The following is a 22938-nucleotide window of genomic DNA, read 5'->3' as shown; positions in this document are numbered from 1 at the left end:
AGTCGTGATGTCGGACTGCAATCGGGAACACAGCGCCCGATGATCAGCCCGGACCTGAACGCCCCTCAAGGCGTTTTCCCGCTGATCCTCTGGCGCCCAAAAGGACACAGAGGGAATGGACTTCCTTTATATGAACTTTCTCGACAAGCCGCTCTGGATGTGGCTCGTCTTTCTGACCATCGTGGTCGCGCTGATGGTCTTTGACCTTGGCGTCTTGAACAAAAAAGATCATGAGCTTGGCGTCGCCGAAAGCCTGCGCCTCTCAGCCTTCTATATCTTCATCGCGATACTATTCGGCGGCTATATCTGGTGGTCGTGGTCAACTGGCACTCTTGTCACCAGTGACGGCACCAACCCCGTTTCCAGCTACTTCCAAGGCTATATCATCGAGAAAGTGCTCTCGATCGACAACGTCTTTGTCATCTCGCTGATCTTCGGTTTCTTCGCCATTCCGCGGAAATACCAATATCGCGCGCTGGTCTGGGGCATCATCGGCGTCATCATCCTGCGCGGCATTATGATTGCCATCGGGGCCGAGTTGATTGCGGCCTATGATTGGGTCGCCCTGATCTTTGCGGGCTTCTTGGCCCTCACCGGCGTCAAGATGTTGTTCACCTCCGAAGGCGAGATGGATATCTCCAAAAACCCGGTGGTGCGGCTGACGTCGAAATACATGAATGTCACCAAAGATCTGCGTGGGCAAAAGTTCTTTGTCCGCGAGCCGCATCCGACCACTGGCAAAATGGTGCTCTTTGCCACCCCGCTGCTGGTGGCGCTGATCGTCATCAACGTGGCTGACCTGATCTTCGCAGTCGACTCAGTGCCGGCGATCTTCCTGATCACCACCGACACTTTCATCGTCTACACCGCGAATATCATGGCGATCTTGGGCCTGCGCGCGCTCTACTTCGCTTTGGCCGCGCTGGTGCACCGCTTCCACTACCTGAAATACGCTTTGGCTGTGGTGCTGATCTTCATCGGCTTCAAAGGGTTCTACAGCTACTTCTATGGCAAGTTCGACCCCTACCTGTCGCTGGGCATCACCGTCAGCATCATTGCGGCGGGCGTGTTCTACTCGCTGTGGAAGACCCGCAACGAAGAAACTCAAAACCACTAAACGCGAAAAGGGGGCCGGATCATCGGCCCCCTTTTTTCACCTCAGGGGGTCTTGGATCCCCTCGGATCTGATCGAGCGATCACGCCCCCAGCTTTGACCTTGCTGCGCTCTCGTGCCCTTTCGGCCCGAACCTGCCCGCCAGTTATGGCCCAGACTTGTGCGCGCTGCTTTGCCATACGTTTTCCATACCTGAACCATACCTGATCCATACGCAAATCAGCCCCGGCTTTTTCCGCCGCCAAGGCCCCTTGCACCCCCCACGCTTTGCCCTATGCTCCGCCTCACCTCGGGGTGCCCGTCTAACGGGCTGAGATGCGAAAGCGGACCCGTTGAACCTGAACCGGCTCATACCGGCGGAGGGAAGGTGCATCGGTTTCCCCTGTGCCCGACCATCCGTCGCAACAGAAAGGTGCCAAGATGCGCATTTCCCTTGCGGCGTTCATTTCCTGCCTCGCCATTCCGGCGGCGGCGGAAACGCCCGTGCTTACCGTGCTGACCTATGACAGCTTTATCTCCGAATGGGGCCCCGGCCCTGCGGTGGAAAAGGCTTTCGAATCAATCTGTTCCTGCGATGTTCGATTCGTGTCGGGTGGCGATGGCGCCTCACTTTTGGCGCGCTTGCAGCTTGAAGGTGCCAGTTCCGAGGCCGATGTGGTCCTTGGTCTCGACACCAACCTCACCGCCGCAGCTGAAGCCACCGGCCTCTTCGCTCCGCATGGCCAGCCCGCCGCCAATGCTTTGCCGACCGCCTATGACAATGCGCTTTTCCTGCCCTATGATTGGAGCTGGTTTGCCTTTGTTTATGACAAGACCAAGCACCCCAACCCTCCGAAATCCTTCGAAGAATTGGCCGCTTCCGATCTGAAGGTGGTCATCCAAGACCCCCGCTCCTCCACCCCCGGCCTTGGCCTTCTGCTCTGGGTGAAAGCCGCCTATGGCGACCGCGCGGCGGAGATCTGGACCGGGTTGTCTGATAATATCCTCACCGTCACCCCCGGCTGGTCCGAGGCCTATGGCCTCTTCACCGAAGGCGAGGCGGATATGGTGCTTTCCTATGTCACTTCCCCCGCCTATCACCGGATTGGCGAGCAGGATGACACCAAGGATTGGGCTCCCTTCAGCGAAGGCCACTACCTACAGGTGGAAGTCAGCGGCATCTTGGCCAATTCGGACCAGCCAGAACTGGCGCAGGCCTTCATGGCCTTCACCCAATCGCCTGAATTCCAATCGGTGATCCCGGAAACCAACTGGATGTATCCGGCCACCGATATCGCTCTGCCTGAGGGGTTTGAGACCACTCGCCCGGAAAAATCCCTGCTTTTCTCGGATGTTGAGGCACAGTCCACCCGCCAAGCGGCTTTGGAAGAATGGCAAAGCTCGCTGTCGCAATAGGGCTTTTCGCCCTGATTTTGGTCACCGCGCCTCTGGTCGCGGTGGCCTATCGCGCGGGGGGCCTCGGCCTCTCCGCCGCCGATTGGTCGGCGCTGCGCTTCACCCTTTGGCAAGCCTTGCTCTCCGCCATTCTTTCGGTTCTCCTTGCGATCCCGGTCGCCAAGGCCTTGTCGCGGCGTCATTTTTTCGGGCGCTCGACGCTCATCACCCTGCTCGGTGCGCCCTTCTTGCTGCCGGTGATCGTCGCTGTAATGGGCCTTTTGGCGCTCTTTGGCCGCAGCGGGGTGCTGAACACCGCCCTCTCTGCCCTCGGCCTGCCAACGCTTTCAATCTACGGGCTGCAAGGCGTTCTGATCGCTCATGTTTTCCTTAACTTCCCGCTCGCCACCCGGATGATCCTGCAAGGTTGGCAAGCCATCCCGGCCGAGCGGTTCCGCCTTGCCGAAAGCCTTTCCTTCACCCCGCGCGAAATCCACCGCCACCTTGAACGCCCGATGCTGATCGAGGTGCTGCCCGGTACCTTCGCCACCATCTTCGCGATGTGCCTCACCTCTTTCGCCGTGGCGCTGATCTTGGGCGGAGGACCAAGGGCCACCACCTTGGAACTCGCGATATATCAAGCGGTTAGGTTTGAGTTCGACCTTGCCCATGCTGCCGGCCTTGCCCTTTTGCAGGTGCTGGTCGGTGGCCTCGCCGCCCTCGTCGCATGGATCGCAGCCCGACAGGCAGGCTTCGGCGCGGGGCTAGACCGCCGTCTTCCCTTGCCCGCCCCTACAGGTTGGCGCCTTTGGCTTGACAGCACGGCCATCCTCTTTGCCACCCTCTTCCTCCTCGGCCCGATGCTGGCCGTCCTCCTCCCAGCCATATCCGGCCTTCTAGACCTGCCAAGCCAAGTCTGGCCCGCCCTTGCCCGCTCGCTCGCCGTAGCGCTTGGCTCCACCCTCCTGACCTGCGTCACCGCCTTGGTGCTGGCCTTAGGGGCCGCCCGCGGTCAGCGCTGGCTCGACATCGCGGCGACCTTACCGCTGGCGACCAGCGGGCTGGTGCTCGGCACCGGACTTTTTGTGCTGCTACAACCGCTTATTCCACCCGCAAGCCTCGCTTTGCCGGTCACCTTGTTGGTCAATACGCTGCTTGCCTTGCCTTTCGCCTATCGGCTCTTGCTGCCCGAAGCACGGGCTTTGGAGACCGATTATGGCAGGCTGGCCGATAGCCTTGGGCTGCACGGCCTCGCGCGACTGCGTCTTCTGAGCCTGCCACGCTTGGCGCGCCCCTTGGGCTTCAGCGCCGGGCTGACGGCGGCTTTGTCGATGGGTGATCTTGGCGTCATCGCGCTTTTCGCAAGCGAAAGTCAGGCCACTTTGCCCTTGGTGATCCAACGGCTGAGCGGAGCCTATAAACAAGATGTGGCCGCCGCGGCATCGGTGCTTCTGGTCGCCAGCAGCTTCGCGCTGTTTTGGCTTTTCGATCGAAAGGGACGCAATGCTCAGGCTTGAAGCGGTAGAGCTGGCGCAAGAGGGCTTCCACCTCTCCGCCGATTGGGAGCTGCCGCAAGGCGCGATCGTGGCCGTGATCGGACCTTCGGGGGCGGGCAAAAGCTCGCTCCTTTCCGCAATTGCGGGCTTCTTCCCACCGGTCTCGGGCGAGATCTATGTGGGAGAGCAAAGCCTTAGCGGTCTAAGCCCCGGCGCGCGGCCGCTGACCATTCTGTTTCAGGACCAAAACCTTTTCCCGCATCTGACACTGGCGGAAAACATCGGCCTTGGCCTCCACCCCAGTTTGAAGCTTTCAAAGGCCGAGCAGGCGCGGGTGGCCGAGGTGCTGGAGCAAGTGGACCTTGCTGGCCTGGGCGAGCGCAAACCGGCGCAGCTTTCGGGCGGTCAGCTGGCCCGCGCGGCACTTGCACGGGCGATGCTGCGCGCCCGCCCGATCCTGCTCTTGGATGAGCCCTTTGCCGCGCTTGGCCCGGCGCTGAAAATCGAAATGCTGGCGCTGGTGGAAAAGGTCGCCCGGGCCAGCGGTGCCACGGTGCTGATGGTCACTCATGACCCGGCAGATGCCCAGCGGATTGCGGATCTCACGGTGCTGGTCAGCGATGGCACGGCCCATGCCCCAGCCCCCACAGAGGCGCTCTTTGCCAACCCACCCGCCGCCTTGCAAGCCTATCTCGGCCAATGAAAAACCCCGCCTTTTGGGCGGGGTTTTAAGGATCAACCTTAGAAGAAATCTTAGGCTTCGAAGGACTTGCCCTTCGCGCGGGCCCAAAGCTTCTTATTGGTCAGATAAAGCAGAACCGTCAGCAGCGCCAAGAAAGTCACGGCAATGAAGCCCGACTGTTTGCGCGCCATCATATGCGGCTCGGCGGTCCACATCAGGAAAGCCGAGACGTCTTCTGCCATGTTCTCGAGGCTGGCCTCATGACCATCGGCAAACTCGACTTGGCCTTCCGACAGCGGCGGGCCCATTGCGATCTTGCCACCCGGGAAGGTGTGGTTCTCGTAGAAGGTGGTGCCTGCTTCAACCACTTCTTCGCCGCTATAGCCGGTCAGGATCGAGTAGATATACTCGGGACCGCCGATACCTTTGGTCAGCTGATTGATGCCGGTGCCGTAAGGACCGTGGAAGCCAGCGCGTGCCTTCGCCATCAGGCTCAGGTCCGGGCCCATCCCCTCGCCCGAGCGGGCGGGGAACTTGTCGGTCCATTCGCGCGGACGCTCGGTGCCGTCGGGCGAAACCACGGCGTCAAGGCTCGCGGCATAAGCGCGGACCTGATCAGCCGGCAGCTCGGGGCCACCCGGATCGGCAAGCGTGCGGATCGGCACGAATTTCAGCCCGTGGCAGGCCGCGCAAACCTCGGTGTAGACCTGAAGGCCGCGTTGCAGCTGGAACTGGTCGAAGGTCCCGAAGGGGCCTTCGAAGCTGAAGGGCACGTCCTCGACGTGGCCACCCGGGCCGGCTGCCTGGGCAGCGCCCATCGACAGCGTCAGCGCGGCGACGGAAGCAATTGCGATCTTGCGGAACATGTTGGCTTGATCCTTTCCGTCACTCGGCCGCATCGGGGTAGTGGGCCTTGAAGTCTTCCTCGATCGTCGCAGGCTGCGGCAGCGGCTTTTCGATAACGCCCAGCAGCGGCAGGATGACCAAGAAGTAAGCGAACCAGTAGGCCGAAGCGATCAAAGCGATGGTCGCATAGGGCTCTTCCGCCGGCATCGCACCCACCCACATCAGAACGACGAAGTCGATGCAGAGCAGGGCGAACCACCATTTGAACATCGGGCGATAGCGGCCCGAACGCACCGAAGAGGTGTCCAGCCACGGAACAATCGCCATAACCGCGATTGCACCAAACATCGCCAGCACGCCGAAGAACTTGGCGTCGATGATGCCGAAGCTGACGAATTTGGCGATCTCCACAACCCAGACGCCGTCAACGAAAGCGCGCAGGATGGCGTAGAACGGCAGGAAATACCATTCGGGCACGATATGTGCCGGGGTCGCGAGGGCGTTTGCCTCGATGTAGTTGTCGGGGTGGCCCAGGAAGTTCGGCATGAAACCGACGACGGCGAAGAAGATCAACAGCACCAGCGACAGTGCGAAGAGATCTTTGATCACGAAATAGGGCCAGAAGGGCAGGGTGTCTTTCTGCGCTTCTTCTTTCGAGCCACGACGCACCTCAACACCCGTGGGGTTGTTGTTGCCGGTGGTGTGGAACGCCCAGATATGCACGGCCACGAGGGCTGCGATCACGAAGGGCAAAAGATAGTGCAGCGAGAAGAAGCGGTTCAGCGTGGCATTGTCCACAGCCGGCCCGCCAAGGAGCCATTCTTGGATGATCGGGCCGATGCCGGGGATTGCACCGAAGAGGCCGGTGATCACGGTCGCGCCCCAGAAGGACATCTGACCCCAAGGCAGAACGTAGCCCATGAAAGCGGTCGCCATCATCAAGAGGTAGATGATCATGCCGACAACCCAGGTCACTTCGCGCGGCGCCTTGTAGGAGCCGTAGTAGAGACCACGGAAGATGTGCAGATAGACGGCGAAGAAGAAGAGCGAAGCGCCGTTGGCATGCAAGTAACGCAGCATATGGCCGCCGTTCACATCGCGCATGATGTGCTCAACGCTGGCGAAGGCCAGATCGACATGCGGGGTGTAGTGCATAACCAGCACGATGCCGGTGACAATCTGCAAACCAAGGCAGAAAGCCAGAACGATGCCCCAGATCCACATCCAGTTCAGGTTCTTGGGCGTGGGGATCATCAAAGTGTCGTAAGCCAGAGCGACGATCGGCAGCCGCTTATGCAGCCACTTCTCGATACCCGTTCTGGGCTCGTAATGGTCGTGGGGGATACCAGCCATGGATCTCTACCTCAGCCCAGAAGAATAGTGGTTTCGTCGGTGAACTGCGCCAGCGGCACTTCAAGGTTCCGCGGTGCGGGCCCTTTGCGGATACGGCCAGCGGTGTCGTAGTGCGAGCCGTGGCACGGGCAGAACCAGCCACCGAACTCACCAGCGCCGTTGCCGATCGGCACGCAACCCAAATGGGTGCAAACGCCGATCATCACCAGCCACTCGCCAGCTTCGTCGAGCGTGCGGTTGGCATCCGATGCATCGGTGCCGGGTTTGTTGGCGTTTTCCGAGCCGCGGTCGATGAAGGTCGAATCCGACAGATCGACGGCACGAGCGGCCTCGATCTCTTCGGGGCTACGGCGGCGGATGAACACCGGCTTACCGCGCCATTTGACCGTCAGCTGCGTGCCCACTTGAACGCCGGAGACATCGACATAAATCGAGGCCAAGGCGCGCGTGTCGGCCGAGGGGTTCATCTGGTTGACAAGCGGCCAGACAGCGGCGCCCGTTGCGACCACGCCCGCTCCGGCCGTGGCGTAGTACAGGAAATCACGACGAGTGCCTGCGTCAGCTTCTGCGTGGGACACGAGTTCCTCTCCCTATTGAGGCCGTGGCGGACGGCCCATAGAATCCGGGGGGTCCGGTCGCCCGGAACCCCTGCTGATCGCGCTTTTAGCCAAGGCTGCGCGGGCCGTCCAGCGGACAAAGCCGCACAGTGGGCGATTTGCTGGGCATCATTCCGTTGATTTTCCAGCCCTGTGGCAGATGAGGCGCGGCCGAGCGACTTTTTCATGCCTGCGCGCCCCATCGTTTCAGCCCTTCGGAACTGTGGCCAGCATCGAAGGACGCGCAGCCACTTTGGCCTCCCATGCGGCCAAAGCGGGCCGGCCGTTGCGCCAATCGCGCGCAGAATGGCGCAGGTCCAAATAGCCAAAAGCCGCACCCAAGGCGATGTGGCCCATGTTCAGCGGACCTTGCAATTGACCTGCGGCATCCGCCTCAATCGCATCCAGACCGCGGGCGATCTTCAGCCATTGCCCCTCGACCCAAGGCAGGAAGCGCTGCTCTTCGGGGCGCAGCCTGACCTCATAGGCCATAGCCAGAGCCGCCTCGGTGATGCCATCAGCCAAGGCTTCAAGCGTCAGCACATCCCAAAGCGCATCACCTTTGGGGTAGAAACCAGCTTGGCCATGCTCATCGAGATAGCGGCAGATCACGCGGCTGTCATAGATCGCGCGGCCATCGTCCAAAAGCAAAGCCGGGATCTTGCCCAAAGGGTTGGCGTTCAGCGGCAGCGTTCCCTCAGCCACGGGCGAGACGACAACATCATGGACTTCAATTCCCGTAAGACCCGCCTCATGGATCAAAACCATGACCTTGCGAACGAAGGGCGATGTAGCTGAGCCGAAAAGTTTCATTATTCTTTAGTCCTTACGCGCACCCGGCCGATAATGCCGATGTCCATTTCATAGGACTTTCCGCGAAAGCGAACCACCCGGTTTACACGCAGCCCCGCATTCGTCTGGCCTGCACCATCAGAGCTCACCCGGTCGGCAGGGCGGTGCAAGCTTAGCCCTTCGCCCAGATCATCCAGCGCATCCTCGGCCCGCTGATCGGTGCGACCTTCATAGGTCCGGCGGCGCAGCCAACGGGTGGCCGCGTAGCCCGTGGCCGCCACCGCTCCAAGCCGCAGGGCCAAAGGCAAGATCGGGGCAAGGGGAAGCGGCATCGCAGGCTCCTGCAAAGGCGGTTCAACTTGCGGATCAGCTTAGGCCCGCAGCGGTGCGGTGTAAACTGCGCCCCCATACTCTGCCCCCCCCCTTGACCCGCGCAAAGCCGGCAGCGGGGCAAGATTAACCAGCTTACAACCATTCGCGGTCATTCTGCCGCGCCGGAACAAAGCGCAAAACTCCCGGTTTCATCCCAGATTTGGACAAAGTTCAGCCGCATTGTCAGCCTAGCTCATAAGCATCGTGATTAGAGGCTTTGTATGTCGACCACTTACCAACAGTTGTTCTCCGCCTTTATCGATGCCCGTCTCGCGCTGAGCGCTCTGTCGTCGCGCGGTGAGGCGTCGGATCAGACCTTGGCACAAGACCCAGATTACCGCCGCCTGCACCATTGCGGCATGGTGATCGCGCGCATTGGCGGCGGTCCGGCGATTGTCGCGGCCATTGACGCTTTGTCGAAAGATGAGGCGGGCTCGGCATCCCTGCGGCGCTATTGGGCCGGCATGGATCTTTGGCCCGAAGTCACCGAGGCCTCTGTTCCACAAGCCCGCCCCACGGCTCAGTCCCCCATAGAATACCGCCGGATGATGTAAATCTTCTCACCACGGCCAGACATTCCAATCCCTGCAAACCGCCAACCGCGTTTGCAGGGATTTTTCTTTGCCCGAACCCACAAAGGCCAGTCCGCAAAGCCCCTGTTACGAGAGCCAAGCGTCAGCTCAACCTTGCACAGCTCTGCGACTAACTCGGGCAGATGGATGCTAACGCCAAAGGACGGCCACCAAGCCACCCGACGAAACGAAGAAAGCCGCGCAACCCATCCCGGTTGCGCGGCTTTTCTTTGAAAATTGGTGCCGCTGAAGGGACTCGAACCCCCGACCCCATCATTACGAAATATATTTCGATAGATTTTTGAGGCTTTGTTCGAGGCTGTCCGACTTTGCCCGTGATGGGTAAGCTTCTGAATTTAATATGCTAATCTCACTCATGTCGTTGGACTGGTTTTGCGGGGCTTATCGCCTGTTTGACCAGTTCTGGTTCCAGATTGGTTCCACGGAACCAAGAGAGCGGAGAAAGTGAGATGCCTAAAATCACGAAAACTGCACTTGCCGAGCTGGTCCCCAACCCGGATCGGGAAATCAACATCTGGGACTCTAGCCTCATCGGGTTCGGGGTCCGGATGCTGCCCAGCGGAAAAGCCAACTACTTCGCAAAGTATCGCACTTTGGAAGGGCAGTCTCGCAAAATGTCTCTGGGGCGGGTTGGCACCCTGACGCCGGATGAAGCACGGAAGCTGGCAGCAGCATCTCTGGGCGAGGTCGCGAAAGGGGGTGACCCTTCCAACGACCGCCAGAGCAAGAGGGCAGCTATGACCGTGCGCGAGCTCGCCGAAAGCTATATCATCGAGGGGAGGAAGCGCTGGAAGAAGAACACCTTCCTCTCGAACGAGAGCCAGATCCGTGTGCATATCCTTCCGCTGATTGGTGATCGGAAAGTCGAGAGCCTGCGCTATGTGGACGTGACTAAGATGCAGGCAGATATCACGAGCGGAAAGACCGCGAAGATGCGGGAAGGACGTGCAGGGGTCACGACTGGCGGTGCGGGCGTCGCGCGCCGCTCAGTCGTCCTTCTTGGCGCAATGCTTAATCACGCCATGAACTTGGATGTCGTGGAACGCAATGTCGCGGCGAAAGTCAAGAAAACGCCCGCGGGCAAACGGACCCGTAACCTGTCCTTCGAAGAGTTGCGCATCTTGGGTAGCGTTCTTGATGACAGCCCTGAAGAGAGCGATGTTGCTATCGCGGCAATTCGCTTTCTCCTTTTGACCGGAATGCGGCGCAATGAGGCACTCTCCCTTGAGCACATCTTCTGCAATTCGTCTTGTGGCACCATCGAACTTCCGGACACCAAAACGGGCGAGCAAGTGCGGGCTGTCGGCCAGGCTGCGTTTAGGGTTCTGCCGTCTTTTCAGAAAGAGTGGTGTTTCCCCGCACTCCGCGGCGAGGGGCACTTCGTCGGTCTGCCGAAGGTCCTGAAGCGGATCTGTGCCAAGGCGGGCATCCAGGGTGTCACTCCGCACACCCTGCGCCACACGTTTGCATCTATCGCAGCGACTATGGATTTCTCCGAACTGACCATCGCGGGCCTGCTCGGTCACGGCAGCCATACCATCACCTCGCGCTATGCTCATGTGGCAGATCGTAGCCTCGTCATGGCGGCAAACTTGGTATCTGACTGTATTGAGAAATCTCTCGCGGGAGTAAAAGTCGAAGATGAACTCTACGATACCCGGTGCGTTTAGATCGCTAGCAGAGGCCTTCCTAGGGTTTATACTTCACGTCTCACAGGGCCTAATCGGGCTGCCGCTAGAGGTGATCCGATTAGGCCTCACGCGTTAAGACTTCTTGTGACGCCCTCCTATTCGCAACCTTTCTTGACGGATATTTCTTCAGAGATATGGTGGGTTTAGGGCATGCTAAGCACATAGTTGAAATTTGAGGCACGATTTCTTGGAGCTATCATACGCGACCAGTGTTATACGACGCATTTGCAGGAACAAGGATGCCGCGATCCGTGCACTTGGTGTCCAAAATGCCACCTTCCTACATCAACGCCTCGCGGATATAGAGGCCTTCGAAAATGGCGCTGAAATCGAGCTTCTGCCGGAACTGTTTCAAATGGACCACTCTACAGGCTGCATATCATCATCGCAGGGGAGGGACTTGATCTTGAAGGCAGAACAGGGACACGCTGTGGCACCGCTTACCTCTTCAGGTGCGCTAAACTGGGCTGACGTCGCGCGTCTCAAGATAATTAGTGTTGGGAGCGAATGATGAACCTATCTGCGTCCCTTGGAAGTGATTGGCCTCAATGCCCAGGATCTACTATTTTATCAATAATCCGAGCGCGCGGAATGTCGGTGGATTTGTTAGAGCGTGAAATCGGCTCCGAGTTCAGATTAGTAGTCGCTCAGTCGCAACCAATCACACCTCATCTTGCTTTACAGCTGGAGCGTTATGTCGGCGGTAGTAAAGGCTTTTGGTTGCGCCGTGATGCCATTTATCAAGATGCCATTTCTGAGATGGCACCGGAATCTGAAAAAGAATGGGTGAAGTCGCAGCCTTATAATGATATGGCGAAATTTGGCTGGATACCTGTTGCCCGTTCAGTCGCAGAAAAGGCGAGTCATCTATTTGACTTCTTTAATTGCGACAATGTGAAAGACTGGTATCGCATTTATGAGCCCACGCTTTCTAAGGTGGCATTCAGAACAACTTTCACTTTCGAAAATGATGACGCAGCCACAGTGGCATGGCTGCGCCAGGGAGATATAGTAGCAGAGAATATACCTTGTGGCCCCTTTGATCCCAAAAAGCTGCGTGAAAATCTTGATGCGATAAGGCGAGAGTGCCGACGATCTTCCGTCGAGAACTTTTTGCCCAACATCCGGAGTATTTTGGCTTCAGCGGGTGTGAGATTCGTTGTCGTGCGGGCTCCATCTGGTTGCCGTGCAAGCGGCGCTACGCGCATCAACTTGGATGGTAGTGCGACGCTCCAGTTAAGCTTTAGATATCTGTCCGACGATCACTTCTGGTTCACTTTGTTCCATGAAATTGGTCATCTAATTCTTCACTCTGATAGATCATTTTTCTTAGAGGGAGATTTTGTCGACAGCGATGAGATTGAAAGAGAGGCTAATGCATTTGCTTCAGAGATTCTTATTCCGACCGAAAGGCGATCGGATCTCGAAGTTGTTAGTATAAGGAGAGATGCAATTATTAGATTGGCTTTTCGCCTAGGCATCTCTCCTGGGATTCTTGTTGGGCAAATGCAGCATTTTGGACTGATGGAGAGATCCAGAATGAATTACCTAAAGAGAAGATATAAGTGGTAAAGCATTAGCCCTTAAAGTGCACATATTCCTGTGGACTCTTTTGCCAATTACATAGTGAATCTTCAATTTCTTGCATGCCGATACCTAAGTGAGCCGATAGCGCGCTTAGTGTGGCCTCAATCTGATTGACTGGGTTGGGGAAGTTGGCGTTATTCGAGATGAGGAGGTTCGCACCGCGACGCGGGCCGGTTGCATCTTTTATGTATGTGCTGCCAGGAGATGCTGGCGCGAGGTTAAGTTTCCCCAGCATACATATATGATCAAATGCCCCCAGCCGCCCAAAGCGCGTGACACGGCTTGACATCTGATTATACAACTCGTCAAAAACCCTCTCGGGGTTCTGCCCGACCTGGGTAAGAATGTGATTTATTAATCCGCGGTGGTCGTTATGTGCCGATACCCAGTTGACATACGATGCAAACACTTCACCTGTGTGGTTCTGGCGGCCTGTATTTAGGCTTTCATACTTTCTATGATTGCTGAATTTTAGGTTTTCCCGAGCACTCAGGAGCGTCGCCTGATTTGCTTGCATCCAGGCAATAAACCCTGCTGGGTTCTGAGAAATTCTCTGCCACGTCCAGTATGCGCCATTATTCCGGAGGCCAGAATAGATTGCTGCGGCGAGGCGCCAGCCATAAATCTTATGCTTGCCGCAGTGTGTCCCAATAAATGTAACCCATAACGCCTCGTCAAAATGCCCTGTATTTCTGAGAAACACTGCCGCCCTAATTGGGTCAAATATCGGGCTATTTGGATCTGCGCGTTCCGGCAGAGTTGCTTTGTTTGACAGTGTCCGCACGTAGTGCGTTCGTCTCAAGCTATCGATAATTTGAAGTGTCAGAACAGTTCGTTCTAAGTTTGATTGAATTCCCTGTAAGCTACGGCCATCGAAGCGAAAGCTATTGAGATTTGCCTCTAATTGCCCCTGGTTATTTCGAAATGCGCCTCTCAATTTACTTCTCCAAACGAAAATTCTGATTGAACCTGTCGGGGGATGGCACTCTTTTCGACCTTATTCATGTAAGTTCCATAAAAACTGCTCGACATTGAACTTTTTATTTCCTTGATCCGCTGAATATTTCTGCCTTTGAGTGCCGCAAATGCTTGCAGAATTTTAATTAGATCCACCCAGTAATTATCTAGCTCTTGAGTGTCGACGTTGAGGTCCCCGCTTGCTCTAATATCGCGCTCAGCCATCAATAGTGCTTTGACTGAACCCCAAGGGTCGCCTAAAGGCATCGGGGGCATTGGACGAGCATCTTGGAAGCCTTCATTTAGATACGATTTTGCTTTCTCGGCGTCGGCTTCATAAAGATGCAGGCTTCCTATTGCATGTTTGTAATTGCCAAGCTCTACGCCCAAGGTTCTTGCAACCATTTCTTGCAGCATAGTAAATGCAAATATGTCATGAGGAAGGCCTTTGTATGCATCGTTTGATCGCATAAAAACCATCATGTTTAATCTATTCTTGCGGATCATAAATTGCATAGTGCAGGTGCACGGTATATCTTTGTAATCGGACAGCAGATCCCGCGCCTCAAAAAGCTGAATTGCCACCCTCCGCGAACTACCTTTCCTCTTCAAAATGTTTATGGCTGCTTCTATTTGGTTTGTGCCATTGCTGTTGAATAGCCTAGGGCCGTATGCCCCATGTATCCTTCCATCCTCTTCCGCGGATTTGTCATATCTAGGCAGATAGTATTTAATGTGACTTAAGTCATCACTCCCACTTAGATACCAAAGAAGCTCGCCCAAGCATGAAATAAGTATTTGGCGGCTTTCAGCTCTACTCACTCTAAATCTTGGGTTTCGAAGCCCCAAAGTAACTCCAAACTCCTCAAAGGTTGAGCCTTTTGTGGCGACTACTCGCTTTTTCCCATCCAAGAGAAGGTCAAACACCTTTCTCATTAGGTCGTCGAGGTTATTTGCGCCTATGTAGCTCAATTCATCCCTCCTGTTTGCACGCCACAAGTTGACCGCGGAGACTTTTAATTATTAGTGGCGTAATTTCTATAAGCCTGCACCGAAGAACTGTTAACTATCGAGCCGAGCTCAGCATAAATTTCAGAGAAGAAGACTATGTGCCTGCAGCACAGTCAAGATTTTTTATCGCAGATTCAGCCCTTTGCATATTGCTGGGCCGAATTCTGGCAGCTTCACTGCGCCAGGCTCTTCATGCTCCTGCAAGCATGATGGCTAATTTTCATTGCAGCTGACGCTTGGGCTTTACGCTGTCCAATAAGTAGCCCATATCAAGATACATCTTAGCAGTGATGTTGCTGCCAAAGAGATATGCCTTTTGGTCGTTAGAGCTTCTGCTGCTCATCAACGCTAGCAGAGACGACTTTCATTATCGCTTCGGCTTCCACCCCAATAGCCCGCGCAAGCACAACCAACTCCACCACATCGATACGCCGCTCTCCGCTCTCGATCCGCGCGATCATGGACTGGTGGCAGTGCAGGCGCTCAGCCAGCGCCATCTGCGAAAGGCCTGCCTCTTTCCGGGCATTGGTGAGGGCTTCGATCAGGGCCTTCTGGCCGGGGCTGTGGATGGTCTTGGTCATAGGGGCTCGCGCTAGAAACGAAAGCACCTTGACCTGAATTTTAGATTATCTAAAAAATAGATAAATTTAGGAGCGGATGATGAGCCATATCGAAGAGGGGATCGACATCCCCGTGAAGTTGTTGTGGGACATGGCGGTGAAGCTGGTGCTCTGTCAGACGCCGCGGCGGACCAGTATCAACCGCGCCGTCCCGGCGGAGCAGCACGACCCCGCGTGGCGGGCAGAGGCCCGCCGTCAGGCGCGAGCCGAGGATGGGCGGATCAGCATCGACGAGCTTTGCGCCTCGCCCGAGACCACTCCGACGCGGTTCGACGATCGGTTCGTTCGCCTCTACACTGTGGAGGATCTCCAGCGGGTCACGCAGCTGCTGATCGATCTGACCGATACGTCGGACGTGCAATCGGCGGTCATCGCCTGCCAATTCGGTCGCCCAATCTATGTGCCAACAGTCATAGCCGTGACCGCGCATACTTACCCATGACGGCACTCGCCCTGAGCTTTAGGCTACAGGGCAGAGCAGCATGATGAGCAGGAGCACCACAGATGACCAACGTTGACCCACTAGCCGGTGCCCGTGCCCTCGCGGTGCAGCACAAGGCGGAGATGTTCATCGAGGCTGGCCTGATGTTGGACGATGCCCAGATGTTCGATCGATTTGGCTACACGTCAGAAGGGCTCGCAGAAATGCGCGAGAGGGCCGAGGTGCTCGCCTTGGATCATAAGGACGGCTGGTTCTACCCAGCCCTTCAGTTCAATGGCGATGGCAGTCTGATCCACCGGCTGGCGGAGTATCTCGCCTTCTTCCGCCTCGACGGCCCCTGGGTGGTGCTGGATAAGCTTCTGGCGGGGCCTGACCTCCATGGCATAACCATCCTTCAAGCGATGCAGCAAAAGCGCGATGATGTCCTTGATTTGGAGCTCGCCCAAATTCAAGGGGACGGCTTTTCGTAGCGTGGTATCAGGTTGGGGGCGGCAGCTTGCCGAGCTCCGGCCTTTGGCCGCCTCAGAGTATCAGGGCGAGATCGACGGGTGAGGTTTGATCTCGATAGGCTCACAGCTACCCCATGCAGCGAAATAGATTAGTGCCAGCATTGCCTCGTTGTCGGAATGCCGCGATTGGTGGCCTTTGCGGCACGGGCAGGTGACATGGGCAAAACCTTCGGCGCAAAACTCGGCTTTTTGCCGTGATGCGCTGGCGGCATTTTGGTGCTATCCTGCCCTCGGCAGCCATTCTTCCAGATCGGACCTTGGACCGATCCTATGCAAAGGCAGCCCGTGGCTGACACGCAGTTGGGCCCTCAAGGCCCGACGGAGCGCCTCCCCGGCGTTAGGGGCAGCTGGAAGTAGCTTAAGCTACATACAGTCTGTCTTTGTAGGTAGCTTTGCGGCTACCTCCTTCCCGCCCCCCATGATGAGGCGGCCCAGATTACGTCAATCAAACCCAGGACAGGTCGAAGACAGATTACGACCGGCGCTTTTACGAATCCGTTGATCCTAAAGGCCGGACCATGGGCCGGTTCAGGCGCGCATATGTTGCGCGCTGGTTTGCCGGTCATCGCTGACCGGTGGGCCTGTGCTCCTCGCACAGGCTTTGTTTCATCAAAGGGGTTGGCGGGCAGGAAAGGTTGCAAGGGCAGTGAGAAACAAGGAAGCGGCGGGGAGGTTGGTTCCGGTGCAAAAGAAGCGAATAAGAAAATAGCGTCAGATCAGATGGATAGGGAAAGAGGGGTTATCCACCAAAAAGGAATGGGCCGGTTCAGAAAGCTTTAGGTTTTGTCCGGAAATGCCCACAACTGAAAAGCCATGTCCCGCGAATGGAGCGATGCCATGGCCTATCAGTTCTTCCACATCGAGACCTATTCCCAAGCGCCGAAGAAGGTGAGGGGAGCAGCAGATCACTTCAACACTGCCGAACAGGTGGAAGAGGAAGCCCGCCGCACCCCGGCTTATTCGGAGCATGTGGCCAGCCCGCGCCCTTATCTGCAGTTGCCCTTCTGCACCCCGATTAACGAATTCATCGAGAAGCGGCGTGCGAAGGTGGCGACGCTTGTCGAGAGCGTGAAAGCCAAAGGGGGCGGCACCTATACCCGGGGCCTTCGCAGCGATGCGGCGACCCTCTACACCGAGGTTCATTCGCATCCGATCGCGAGCGCAGTCTACCTTGCTGATACCGCTGCCTATGGGGACGAGGTGTCTATTTGGACGATGAGAGTGATGCAAGACTTCAGCGCAAGGATGCCGGAGGGAGTTGTCCACACGGCGGTTATGCATTCAGATGAGGGCCATCTGCACATCCACATTCTAGCCTATAATGATGCTGATCCGAAGATGGATGCGAATAAGCTCCATGTCGGAAAGAGGGCGGCGGCAGAGTATCGCCAAACGCATCAGACCGATGTGATCGAAAGCCTTGAGAAGCCCGAGCTCGATCCGCTGCCGCTTAAACCCAAGAAGCCGAAGCCGAGCAAGAACCGCACGACCCAGGCCAAGAACGATGCCCGTCACGCTGAGGCTGTCGCCGCATGGGAAGAGGCCCGCGCAAAAGTGCAGGCTGAAAACGATGCGAGGATGGAGGATTGGAAAAAGCGTAATCAGGCCCACCTCAAGGCGGGCCGGCTGGAGCGCGGTGGGGCCGCCGATCAGAAGGTCTATAAGGCCGCGATGCAGAGGGCGCAGGACGCTTATCATGAAGCTGTGGGCCTGCCTTGCGGTCTCCTGCGCCACGGCCCGCGTCAGGAGCGCCTGAGCACGAAAACCTATGCCGCCAGGAAGAGGGAGGCAAAACACGCGGCACAGGTAGTCCAGCGGCTGGAGAATGAGGCGGAGAAGCTGATGGAAGAGGATGAAGCTCTGAGCGCAACGCGGCAGGGGATCATCGAGGCTGCATCAGAAAGGGAAGCGGAACTGGACGCCCGAGAGTTTGCGCTGGATGCGAAGGAGGCGGCTCTCGGGCGGCGCGCGGCTGAGCTGGATGCACGGGAGAGCGATCTCACCAACGCGATTGGTGCCATGAGTGAGATCATGGACGCCGTGGAGCAATCGGCCATCAAAGGTGATGGACAGATTACTCTCGGCTCGAACCTCCCCTATCTCTCACGCTTCCGCCGCATGCTGGCAGGGCAAGAGGAGAAGACAGAAGGCGTCAGGCTCCTTGGGCGGTTCTTCAAAATGATCCAAAAACTTACGGTCGGGCGTGGAGCATCTGCAGCGGCCAAACCGGAACCGCCCACCTATCACTAGACACGCGCCCCCATGGTTGTGCTGCAATAGGTGGGTCTTCGATATTTTGGTTCCACAAGGCGATTTGCGCAGCACCAGGCGCGGCAAAACCGCAGACGCTTTCGAGAAAAAATATTTCCCGAGCAGTGAAGAGCCTGAAGTGCCCCGGGAGGATGACAATCCGACCAGCTCCTGTTGAGCGGAAAATCTAAATGGATTGCGAAGGAGGTGCCGAAAATCATGGGAAATTAAATAGGGAAGCCCACCGGAAATAGAATTTCATCTGCTCAAAGCCCTCCGATTTATGTGGAAAACCCAAATCAGCATCTTGGGGCATGAACGACAGAGGTCCAGAATATATCCACATGCAAACCAGCGCCGAGCTCAAGGGCGCGTCAAAGGAGGAGTATAATGGACCCCATTCACATCAAGGCGGCCGAGAGGGATGCGCTCATCTCCCGTAAGCCGCGCCTGCGCAGGGATGAGGCCAGTCGTTATCTGGAAACCCAGTTCGGCCTGACCTATGCACCGGCCACCCTTGCGACCCTTGCCACGCGCGGCGGTGGGCCTGCGTATCACTTGGCAAACCGCACACCGCTCTACCCCAAGACTGCCCTGGATGAATGGGCGATCGAAAAGCTGGGACCGCTGCGCAGCTCGACGTCTGATACCCTTTAAGATCTTCTGTCAGCCGCCGCAGAGGTGGCCGTTTCACCCGCTCATGTGGGACATCCATTTTCAAGAATACCTCCGATCGCGGATTGCCGATCAGAATCGCGACCAAGGCTGCGACGCTCGGATTTTCGATGCGCCGGCCGAAATGACCCAAATCCCCATTTCACATTTTCGTGACGAGGCGTCTGGGTCCACCCCTCAAATCTGGTTCCACGGTGGTTCCACGAGAGCCGCAATGCAAAAGGCCGCCCCGAAGGGCGGCCATTTTGTGCTGGTATTCCAGTAGGATACTGGTGCCGCTGAAGGGACTCGAACCCCCGACCCCATCATTACGAATGACGTGCTCTACCAGCTGAGCTACAGCGGCACTTTTCTTGACTTCACTGCCCCGAAGTTCCCCTCATTGGCAGCGCGGACGGCGAGCATTTAGCACCGCCGTTCGCGACTGTGTAGCCCTAATTTGCCCGGCGCAAGATTTCGTCTGGCGTCAGGCCCTCTGGCAGGTCGATAACCTCTGCATCATCCACCACCACAGCATCCGGCACCTTGGCCCCGGCCGGAGCGGGGGCATGTGCAGGCGCAGAGGCCGGCACCGCTGCGACAACAGCCGATGTGGCGGCAATCTCTTCAGCTTCAATCACTTTGGGGCGATCTTGGCCAAAGAGGAAGGGGGCAAGACGCGCCAGAACGCCTGCGGGTTTGCGCCCCTCATGCAAAGGCTCGCGCCAGCTGAGCGTATCAAAGCCACCGCAATCGGGGCAGATCGGCGTCCAGTCTTCCTGCACGGCTTGGCACTTGTCACAGCACCATTGCGGCCCGCGCGAGGCCGCCACCGCCTTGGCCAAAATTCCCCGCACCAGCGCATCATCACCGCCCGAGCCGCGCTCGATCGCCGCCAAGATCGCCAGACTGCGCTGCGTCGGATGATCCTCGGCCAAGGAGCCTAAAGCCTCACGCGCGCCGTTGAAATCGGTGTCAGCCAGCAGCAGTTCGGCCTTGGTCAGCCGCGTTTCCTCGTCCTGCGGCCGCGCTTGCAACAAGGGTTTGAAGCGTTTCAACCGCTCGGCGGGTGCCTCCTCCGGCTCAATCGCGGCGAAAGCAGCAGCAAGATCGGGATGCGGCAAAACCTCCCACGCCTTTTTCAGCACCCGCGTGGCGGATTTGGCATCGCCTTTCTCCACCAAGGCCCGCGCCGCGATAACCGCCGCCGGGATCAGATCCGGCGAGAGCTTATTGGCTTCGATTGCGGCCTCGCGCGCCTCAATCGTGCTGCCCTCATCGGTGATCACCTTGGCCTCTTCCAAGGCCAAAAGCGCATCGCGCCGCCGATAGACCGAGCTCGGCAATTCACCCGAGCGCAGCTTTTCACCCAAGGTGATGCGCGCGCCCTTCCAATCGCGGTGGTCCGATTGCAGCTTGAGCAGAATGTCCTGCGTCTCGGCATGGCGCGGCTTCATCGCAAAGGCCTTTTCGGCCAGCTTCAGCGCGGTGTCGGTGTCACCCTCGGCCAGCTTGTTGCGCAAAAGACCCCGCATCGCCGCAAAGCGGGTCTGCTCGTTCTGCAACAAGGACTTATAGGCATTGACCGCCATGCGCCCATCGCCATTGGCCTCGGCCGCTTGCGCCAGAAGAAGGGTCGTCAGCTCGGGCTTGCGCAGCAGCTTTTCCGCTGTTTTCGCCCGTTGCAGCGCGGCAGCACTCTCGCCCGAGGCCAGAGCGATCAACGCCTCTGACATCGCGGCATAGCCTTTGCGCTCGCGGTTGCGGTCGAAATAGCGGCTGATCGCGGTCTCATCACCGTTCAGAAACCGCACCGTGGCGACAAGGAAGGCCAGGATGCGCAGGCCCAGCCAGACCAATCCGAAAAGGAGCAGGATCCCGACGACCGCCTGCAACGGCCCAAGCGTGAACTCCATCCCCAAAGCCGTGATCCGCACCGCCTCGCCGGTGGCCGAGAGCATGGTGCCCAAAACGGCCAAGCAGCCGATGGCCAAAAGGAAAAGGACGACTTTCGTTAGCGACCAGAGCACCCGTCAGCCCCCCTGCACCGCGGCCGCAGCCGCAAGTTTGTTCAATGCGTCTTGCGCGGAAAGCCAAGTCTTCGCTTGGCCGCTCCACTCTGCCATCTCGGCCTGTCCTTCGGCTGGCAAGGCGTTCAGCTCTTGCAAAGCCATGGCGAAATCGCCCGCTGCCGTGGCCGCCTCGGCCCGCGACAAGACCGCATCCGGATCGGTGCCATCTTGCGGCACGACCGAACGCGCACCGGTCTGGATGCGCAGGAAGGTCGAGAGACGATCGCCAATGCCGGTGCCCGAGGTTGCCCGAAGCGAGGCATTGAGCGCCGCCCGCGCCGCAGCGGGGAAGCTGTCGATCAAGGACTGTCGCGTGGCAAGTCCAGTCGAGGCCGCGTCTTGCAACACCGGATCAAGGCTAAGTCCTTGCAGTGTCGGAAGAAGCTCGGCGAAAGGCGCGCCGCTATCTGCCGCCGCACGCAATGCGGTGACCGCATCATTGCGGGCGGTCAGCTGACGCGTTGCCTCAGCGGTGGCAGCGGCTTCGCTGGCAACGGCCTCATCGCGTGCGGCCATTGCAGCATCAACGGCAGCTTTCAACGCTTCGGGGGTAACGCCAGCCTCAGGAGGGTCTTGCTTCAGTTTTGCCAGCTCATCTTTCAACTGCGCCACGGATTGCACCAAAGCCGCGACTTGCCCGGCTGAAACATCCTCTCCCGCGGGAGCGCTTTGCAGCGCCGCAAGAGCGGCCTGATTCTCTTGGGCTTGGGCCTCTAATGCCGCCAATGCATCGGCAGAAACCGGGGCGGGCTGCGCCTCCAATAGCACAAGGCGTTGCTCCAGTGCCGCATTTGCCGCCTCGGCCGCCTGCAAGCGCCCCGTCAAAGCGGTAATTTCTGCGCTGACCTCGGGCGGAACGCCACCAGCTCCGCGCCATTGCAGCGGGTCATACCATGCCACAGCCGTTGCAGCGCCGCCCAACAAAAGCACGGCCAGAATCGCCAAGCCGCCGCCACGACGCGGCTTTTCGACAAGCGCCTCGGGCTGCGGGGCGGGGTCTACCACAGGATCCGCGCCCAATGCCTCGGGCTCTACGCCGTCCGTCGGTGGCTGCTGGGGTCCGATAGCACCCGGCTCTTGATCCTTATCCGACATCCGCGGCGTTCCCCTTGGTCATGCGATCACCAGCCTCCAACTAACCACCCCAGCCCCCCGGCTTCAAGGCGGCAGGGTCTGAACCGCGCGCAGGATCGCCACCTGCATCAGCTTTCCGTCAGGCGTATCGACAACAACGGCCTGCGCTTGCATGGGTTCCGGCAGGTCCTGCAACAAGGGAGAAGCGATCAAGATCGGGCGCAGCAGGGACCGGGCCGCAGGGGGAATCGCTTCGACCAACAACCGCGTCGAGCGCCGCGAATAAAGTGGTACGACCACCTTTTCACCTTTGGCCAGAAGGGCCTGAGCTTCAGCGCTTAGCGGAGCCGGATCTTGGGCATAGATGACTGTGGCTTGCGCGATTTTCCCCATCGCCCGCAGCTCAGCTGCCACATCGACCGAGGCTTCCCGTCCGCGCAAATAGAGAAACGGCCCCGGCATGGCGGCCAAAGCGGGCAGCATCTCAGCGGCGGTCTGGCCCAAGGAGGTCGCGTCAAACCCACTGGCCCTTGCCACCTCGGCCGTGCGCCGCCCGACGCAATAGGCCGTTCCCGGCAAGCCGGGACGCAAAGCCTTGGCCGCCATCGCCCCGGCTTCCGAGGTCAGGATCACCGCGTTAAAATCCCCCTCGGGAAGGGTCACCTGCGGGAACACCGCCTGCATCAAAGGCGACACCACCAGACGGACCGAAGAAAGCCCCTCGGCCAACAAATCAGCCGCAAGCCGGTCCGCCTGCGGTTGCGGCCGGGTGATCAAAACCGGCAGGTGGCTGGGCGGGATCGGCTGGGCCTTCATAAGCGGGCAATGGCTCCTAAGGATTGTGCGGCGGGCG

22 protein-coding genes, 1 tRNA gene and 1 riboswitch are annotated in these 22938 nt (G+C 58.2%); of the genes, 11 read left to right on the top strand and 12 right to left on the bottom strand.

Translation table 11 applies throughout. The annotated features are described in order from the left end of the window. Window positions 1–115 precede the first annotated feature (115 nt). From Q9295_RS02535 to Q9295_RS02520, 4 genes are all read left to right on the top strand, one after another. Entirely contained in the window at window positions 116–1117 is a 1002-nt protein-coding gene (locus Q9295_RS02535) for a TerC family protein (RefSeq protein WP_306678930.1), read from the top strand. 277 nt (window positions 1118–1394) lie between these two features. Further along, window positions 1395–1496, top strand: a riboswitch (TPP riboswitch). Window positions 1497–1534: 38 nt separating this feature from the next. Beyond that, the gene (gene thiB, locus Q9295_RS02530; RefSeq protein ID WP_306678929.1) at window positions 1535–2509 is read left to right on the top strand and encodes a thiamine ABC transporter substrate binding subunit; all 975 of its coding nucleotides are present in this window, start codon (window positions 1535–1537) and stop codon (window positions 2507–2509) included. Then, window positions 2485–4005: an ABC transporter permease family protein gene (locus tag Q9295_RS02525; RefSeq protein WP_306678928.1), complete on the top strand. Its 1521-nt coding sequence runs from the start codon at window positions 2485–2487 to the stop codon at window positions 4003–4005. The genes thiB and Q9295_RS02525 overlap by 25 nt, the downstream gene beginning before the upstream one ends. After that, window positions 3992–4687: a thiamine ABC transporter ATP-binding protein gene (locus Q9295_RS02520; protein WP_306678927.1), complete on the top strand. Its 696-nt coding sequence runs from the start codon at window positions 3992–3994 to the stop codon at window positions 4685–4687. The genes Q9295_RS02525 and Q9295_RS02520 overlap by 14 nt, the downstream gene beginning before the upstream one ends. Before the next feature lie 50 nt (window positions 4688–4737). Here the strand turns inward: Q9295_RS02520 and Q9295_RS02515 are convergent, their stop codons facing one another. From Q9295_RS02515 to Q9295_RS02495, 5 genes are all read right to left on the bottom strand, one after another. Continuing rightward, on the bottom strand, window positions 4738–5532 hold the full coding sequence (locus tag Q9295_RS02515) for a cytochrome c1 (RefSeq protein WP_306678926.1): 795 nt from the start codon (window positions 5530–5532) through the stop codon (window positions 4738–4740). A 19-nt stretch (window positions 5533–5551) separates the two neighbouring features. Beyond that, entirely contained in the window at window positions 5552–6865 is a 1314-nt protein-coding gene (gene petB, locus Q9295_RS02510) for a cytochrome b (RefSeq protein WP_306678925.1), read from the bottom strand. A gap of 11 nt (window positions 6866–6876) precedes the next feature. Beyond that, window positions 6877–7443 carry a ubiquinol-cytochrome c reductase iron-sulfur subunit gene (gene petA / locus Q9295_RS02505; protein WP_306678924.1) on the bottom strand — a complete coding sequence of 189 codons (567 nt, stop codon included), beginning with the start codon at window positions 7441–7443 and terminating at the stop codon, window positions 6877–6879. Window positions 7444–7668: 225 nt separating this feature from the next. Continuing rightward, window positions 7669–8274: a glutathione S-transferase gene (locus Q9295_RS02500; RefSeq protein WP_306678923.1), complete on the bottom strand. Its 606-nt coding sequence runs from the start codon at window positions 8272–8274 to the stop codon at window positions 7669–7671. Then, window positions 8274–8585 (bottom strand): hypothetical protein, encoded by a 312-nt coding sequence (locus tag Q9295_RS02495; protein ID WP_306678922.1) that lies wholly within the window; start codon window positions 8583–8585, stop codon window positions 8274–8276. Before Q9295_RS02495 ends, Q9295_RS02500 begins: the two co-directional genes overlap by 1 nt. A gap of 261 nt (window positions 8586–8846) precedes the next feature. Here Q9295_RS02495 and Q9295_RS02490 point away from each other — a divergent pair, with 261 nt between their 5' ends. From Q9295_RS02490 to Q9295_RS02480, 3 genes are all read left to right on the top strand, one after another. Beyond that, the gene (locus Q9295_RS02490; protein WP_306678921.1) at window positions 8847–9179 is read left to right on the top strand and encodes a hypothetical protein; all 333 of its coding nucleotides are present in this window, start codon (window positions 8847–8849) and stop codon (window positions 9177–9179) included. Between the two features lie 488 nt (window positions 9180–9667). After that, window positions 9668–10888 (top strand): tyrosine-type recombinase/integrase, encoded by a 1221-nt coding sequence (locus Q9295_RS02485; protein ID WP_306678920.1) that lies wholly within the window; start codon window positions 9668–9670, stop codon window positions 10886–10888. Window positions 10889–11500: 612 nt separating this feature from the next. Beyond that, entirely contained in the window at window positions 11501–12481 is a 981-nt protein-coding gene (locus Q9295_RS02480; protein ID WP_306678919.1) for an ImmA/IrrE family metallo-endopeptidase, read from the top strand. 4 nt (window positions 12482–12485) lie between these two features. Here the strand turns inward: Q9295_RS02480 and Q9295_RS02475 are convergent, their stop codons facing one another. The 3 genes from Q9295_RS02475 to Q9295_RS02465 all read right to left on the bottom strand — a co-directional run bounded on the left by Q9295_RS02475 (window position 12486) and on the right by Q9295_RS02465 (window position 15045). Then, window positions 12486–13433: an alpha-glutamyl/putrescinyl thymine pyrophosphorylase clade 3 protein gene (locus Q9295_RS02475; protein WP_306678918.1), complete on the bottom strand. Its 948-nt coding sequence runs from the start codon at window positions 13431–13433 to the stop codon at window positions 12486–12488. After that, window positions 13430–14425, bottom strand: a complete 996-nt coding sequence (locus Q9295_RS02470; RefSeq protein ID WP_306678917.1) for a thymidylate synthase — start codon at window positions 14423–14425, stop codon at window positions 13430–13432. Before Q9295_RS02470 ends, Q9295_RS02475 begins: the two co-directional genes overlap by 4 nt. Before the next feature lie 362 nt (window positions 14426–14787). After that, on the bottom strand, window positions 14788–15045 hold the full coding sequence (locus Q9295_RS02465; RefSeq protein WP_306678916.1) for a helix-turn-helix domain-containing protein: 258 nt from the start codon (window positions 15043–15045) through the stop codon (window positions 14788–14790). A 79-nt stretch (window positions 15046–15124) separates the two neighbouring features. Between Q9295_RS02465 and Q9295_RS02460 the strand changes: the two genes are divergently transcribed. From Q9295_RS02460 to Q9295_RS02445, 4 genes are all read left to right on the top strand, one after another. Then, a complete protein-coding gene (locus Q9295_RS02460) occupies window positions 15125–15526 on the top strand; it encodes a hypothetical protein (RefSeq protein WP_306678915.1) in 402 nt (133 codons plus the stop codon). A gap of 62 nt (window positions 15527–15588) precedes the next feature. Next, on the top strand, window positions 15589–15996 hold the full coding sequence (locus Q9295_RS02455) for a hypothetical protein (RefSeq protein ID WP_306678914.1): 408 nt from the start codon (window positions 15589–15591) through the stop codon (window positions 15994–15996). A gap of 876 nt (window positions 15997–16872) precedes the next feature. Beyond that, window positions 16873–18285, top strand: coding sequence for a Mob protein (locus tag Q9295_RS02450; RefSeq protein ID WP_306678913.1), 1413 nt, complete (start codon window positions 16873–16875; stop codon window positions 18283–18285). Between the two features lie 390 nt (window positions 18286–18675). Then, on the top strand, window positions 18676–18942 hold the full coding sequence (locus Q9295_RS02445; RefSeq protein ID WP_306678912.1) for a DNA-binding protein: 267 nt from the start codon (window positions 18676–18678) through the stop codon (window positions 18940–18942). A gap of 288 nt (window positions 18943–19230) precedes the next feature. Here Q9295_RS02445 and Q9295_RS02440 read toward each other — a convergent pair. The 4 genes from Q9295_RS02440 to Q9295_RS02425 all read right to left on the bottom strand — a co-directional run bounded on the left by Q9295_RS02440 (window position 19231) and on the right by Q9295_RS02425 (window position 22901). Beyond that, window positions 19231–19306 (bottom strand) — tRNA-Thr (locus Q9295_RS02440). Between the two features lie 88 nt (window positions 19307–19394). Beyond that, on the bottom strand, window positions 19395–20969 hold the full coding sequence (locus Q9295_RS02435) for a heme biosynthesis protein HemY (protein WP_306678911.1): 1575 nt from the start codon (window positions 20967–20969) through the stop codon (window positions 19395–19397). Between the two features lie 3 nt (window positions 20970–20972). Then, window positions 20973–22106 carry a COG4223 family protein gene (locus Q9295_RS02430; RefSeq protein ID WP_306678910.1) on the bottom strand — a complete coding sequence of 378 codons (1134 nt, stop codon included), beginning with the start codon at window positions 22104–22106 and terminating at the stop codon, window positions 20973–20975. A gap of 63 nt (window positions 22107–22169) precedes the next feature. Further along, window positions 22170–22901: a uroporphyrinogen-III synthase gene (locus tag Q9295_RS02425; RefSeq protein WP_306678909.1), complete on the bottom strand. Its 732-nt coding sequence runs from the start codon at window positions 22899–22901 to the stop codon at window positions 22170–22172. Window positions 22902–22938: the final 37 nt, after the last annotated feature.

The sequence above is a fragment of the Pseudogemmobacter lacusdianii genome (genome assembly GCF_030848395.1).
Lineage (GTDB): Bacteria > Pseudomonadota > Alphaproteobacteria > Rhodobacterales > Rhodobacteraceae > Pseudogemmobacter > Pseudogemmobacter lacusdianii.
The sequence above is the reverse complement of the archived record's forward strand: the minus strand, read 5'-3'. Positions and strand labels throughout refer to the sequence as shown.

What these genes read in the sequence shown, in the direction of transcription:
- Q9295_RS02525 (WP_306678928.1), top strand. Translation starts at nt 2,485, where the DNA reads ATGGCAAAGCTCGCTGTCGCAATAGGGCTTTTCGCCCTGATTTTGGTC.
- thiB (WP_306678929.1), top strand. Translation starts at nt 1,535, where the DNA reads ATGCGCATTTCCCTTGCGGCGTTCATTTCCTGCCTCGCCATTCCGGCG.
- Q9295_RS02535 (WP_306678930.1), top strand. Translation starts at nt 116, where the DNA reads ATGGACTTCCTTTATATGAACTTTCTCGACAAGCCGCTCTGGATGTGG.
- Q9295_RS02490 (WP_306678921.1), top strand. Translation starts at nt 8,847, where the DNA reads ATGTCGACCACTTACCAACAGTTGTTCTCCGCCTTTATCGATGCCCGT.
- Q9295_RS02445 (WP_306678912.1), top strand. Translation starts at nt 18,676, where the DNA reads ATGGACCCCATTCACATCAAGGCGGCCGAGAGGGATGCGCTCATCTCC.
- Q9295_RS02520 (WP_306678927.1), top strand. Translation starts at nt 3,992, where the DNA reads ATGCTCAGGCTTGAAGCGGTAGAGCTGGCGCAAGAGGGCTTCCACCTC.
- Q9295_RS02425 (WP_306678909.1), bottom strand. Translation starts at nt 22,901, where the DNA reads ATGAAGGCCCAGCCGATCCCGCCCAGCCACCTGCCGGTTTTGATCACC.
- Q9295_RS02430 (WP_306678910.1), bottom strand. Translation starts at nt 22,106, where the DNA reads ATGTCGGATAAGGATCAAGAGCCGGGTGCTATCGGACCCCAGCAGCCA.
- Q9295_RS02500 (WP_306678923.1), bottom strand. Translation starts at nt 8,274, where the DNA reads ATGAAACTTTTCGGCTCAGCTACATCGCCCTTCGTTCGCAAGGTCATG.
- Q9295_RS02455 (WP_306678914.1), top strand. Translation starts at nt 15,589, where the DNA reads ATGACCAACGTTGACCCACTAGCCGGTGCCCGTGCCCTCGCGGTGCAG.
- Q9295_RS02450 (WP_306678913.1), top strand. Translation starts at nt 16,873, where the DNA reads ATGGCCTATCAGTTCTTCCACATCGAGACCTATTCCCAAGCGCCGAAG.
- Q9295_RS02515 (WP_306678926.1), bottom strand. Translation starts at nt 5,532, where the DNA reads ATGTTCCGCAAGATCGCAATTGCTTCCGTCGCCGCGCTGACGCTGTCG.
- Q9295_RS02485 (WP_306678920.1), top strand. Translation starts at nt 9,668, where the DNA reads ATGCCTAAAATCACGAAAACTGCACTTGCCGAGCTGGTCCCCAACCCG.
- Q9295_RS02465 (WP_306678916.1), bottom strand. Translation starts at nt 15,045, where the DNA reads ATGACCAAGACCATCCACAGCCCCGGCCAGAAGGCCCTGATCGAAGCC.
- Q9295_RS02480 (WP_306678919.1), top strand. Translation starts at nt 11,501, where the DNA reads ATGTCGGTGGATTTGTTAGAGCGTGAAATCGGCTCCGAGTTCAGATTA.
- Q9295_RS02495 (WP_306678922.1), bottom strand. Translation starts at nt 8,585, where the DNA reads ATGCCGCTTCCCCTTGCCCCGATCTTGCCTTTGGCCCTGCGGCTTGGA.
- Q9295_RS02460 (WP_306678915.1), top strand. Translation starts at nt 15,125, where the DNA reads ATGAGCCATATCGAAGAGGGGATCGACATCCCCGTGAAGTTGTTGTGG.
- petB (WP_306678925.1), bottom strand. Translation starts at nt 6,865, where the DNA reads ATGGCTGGTATCCCCCACGACCATTACGAGCCCAGAACGGGTATCGAG.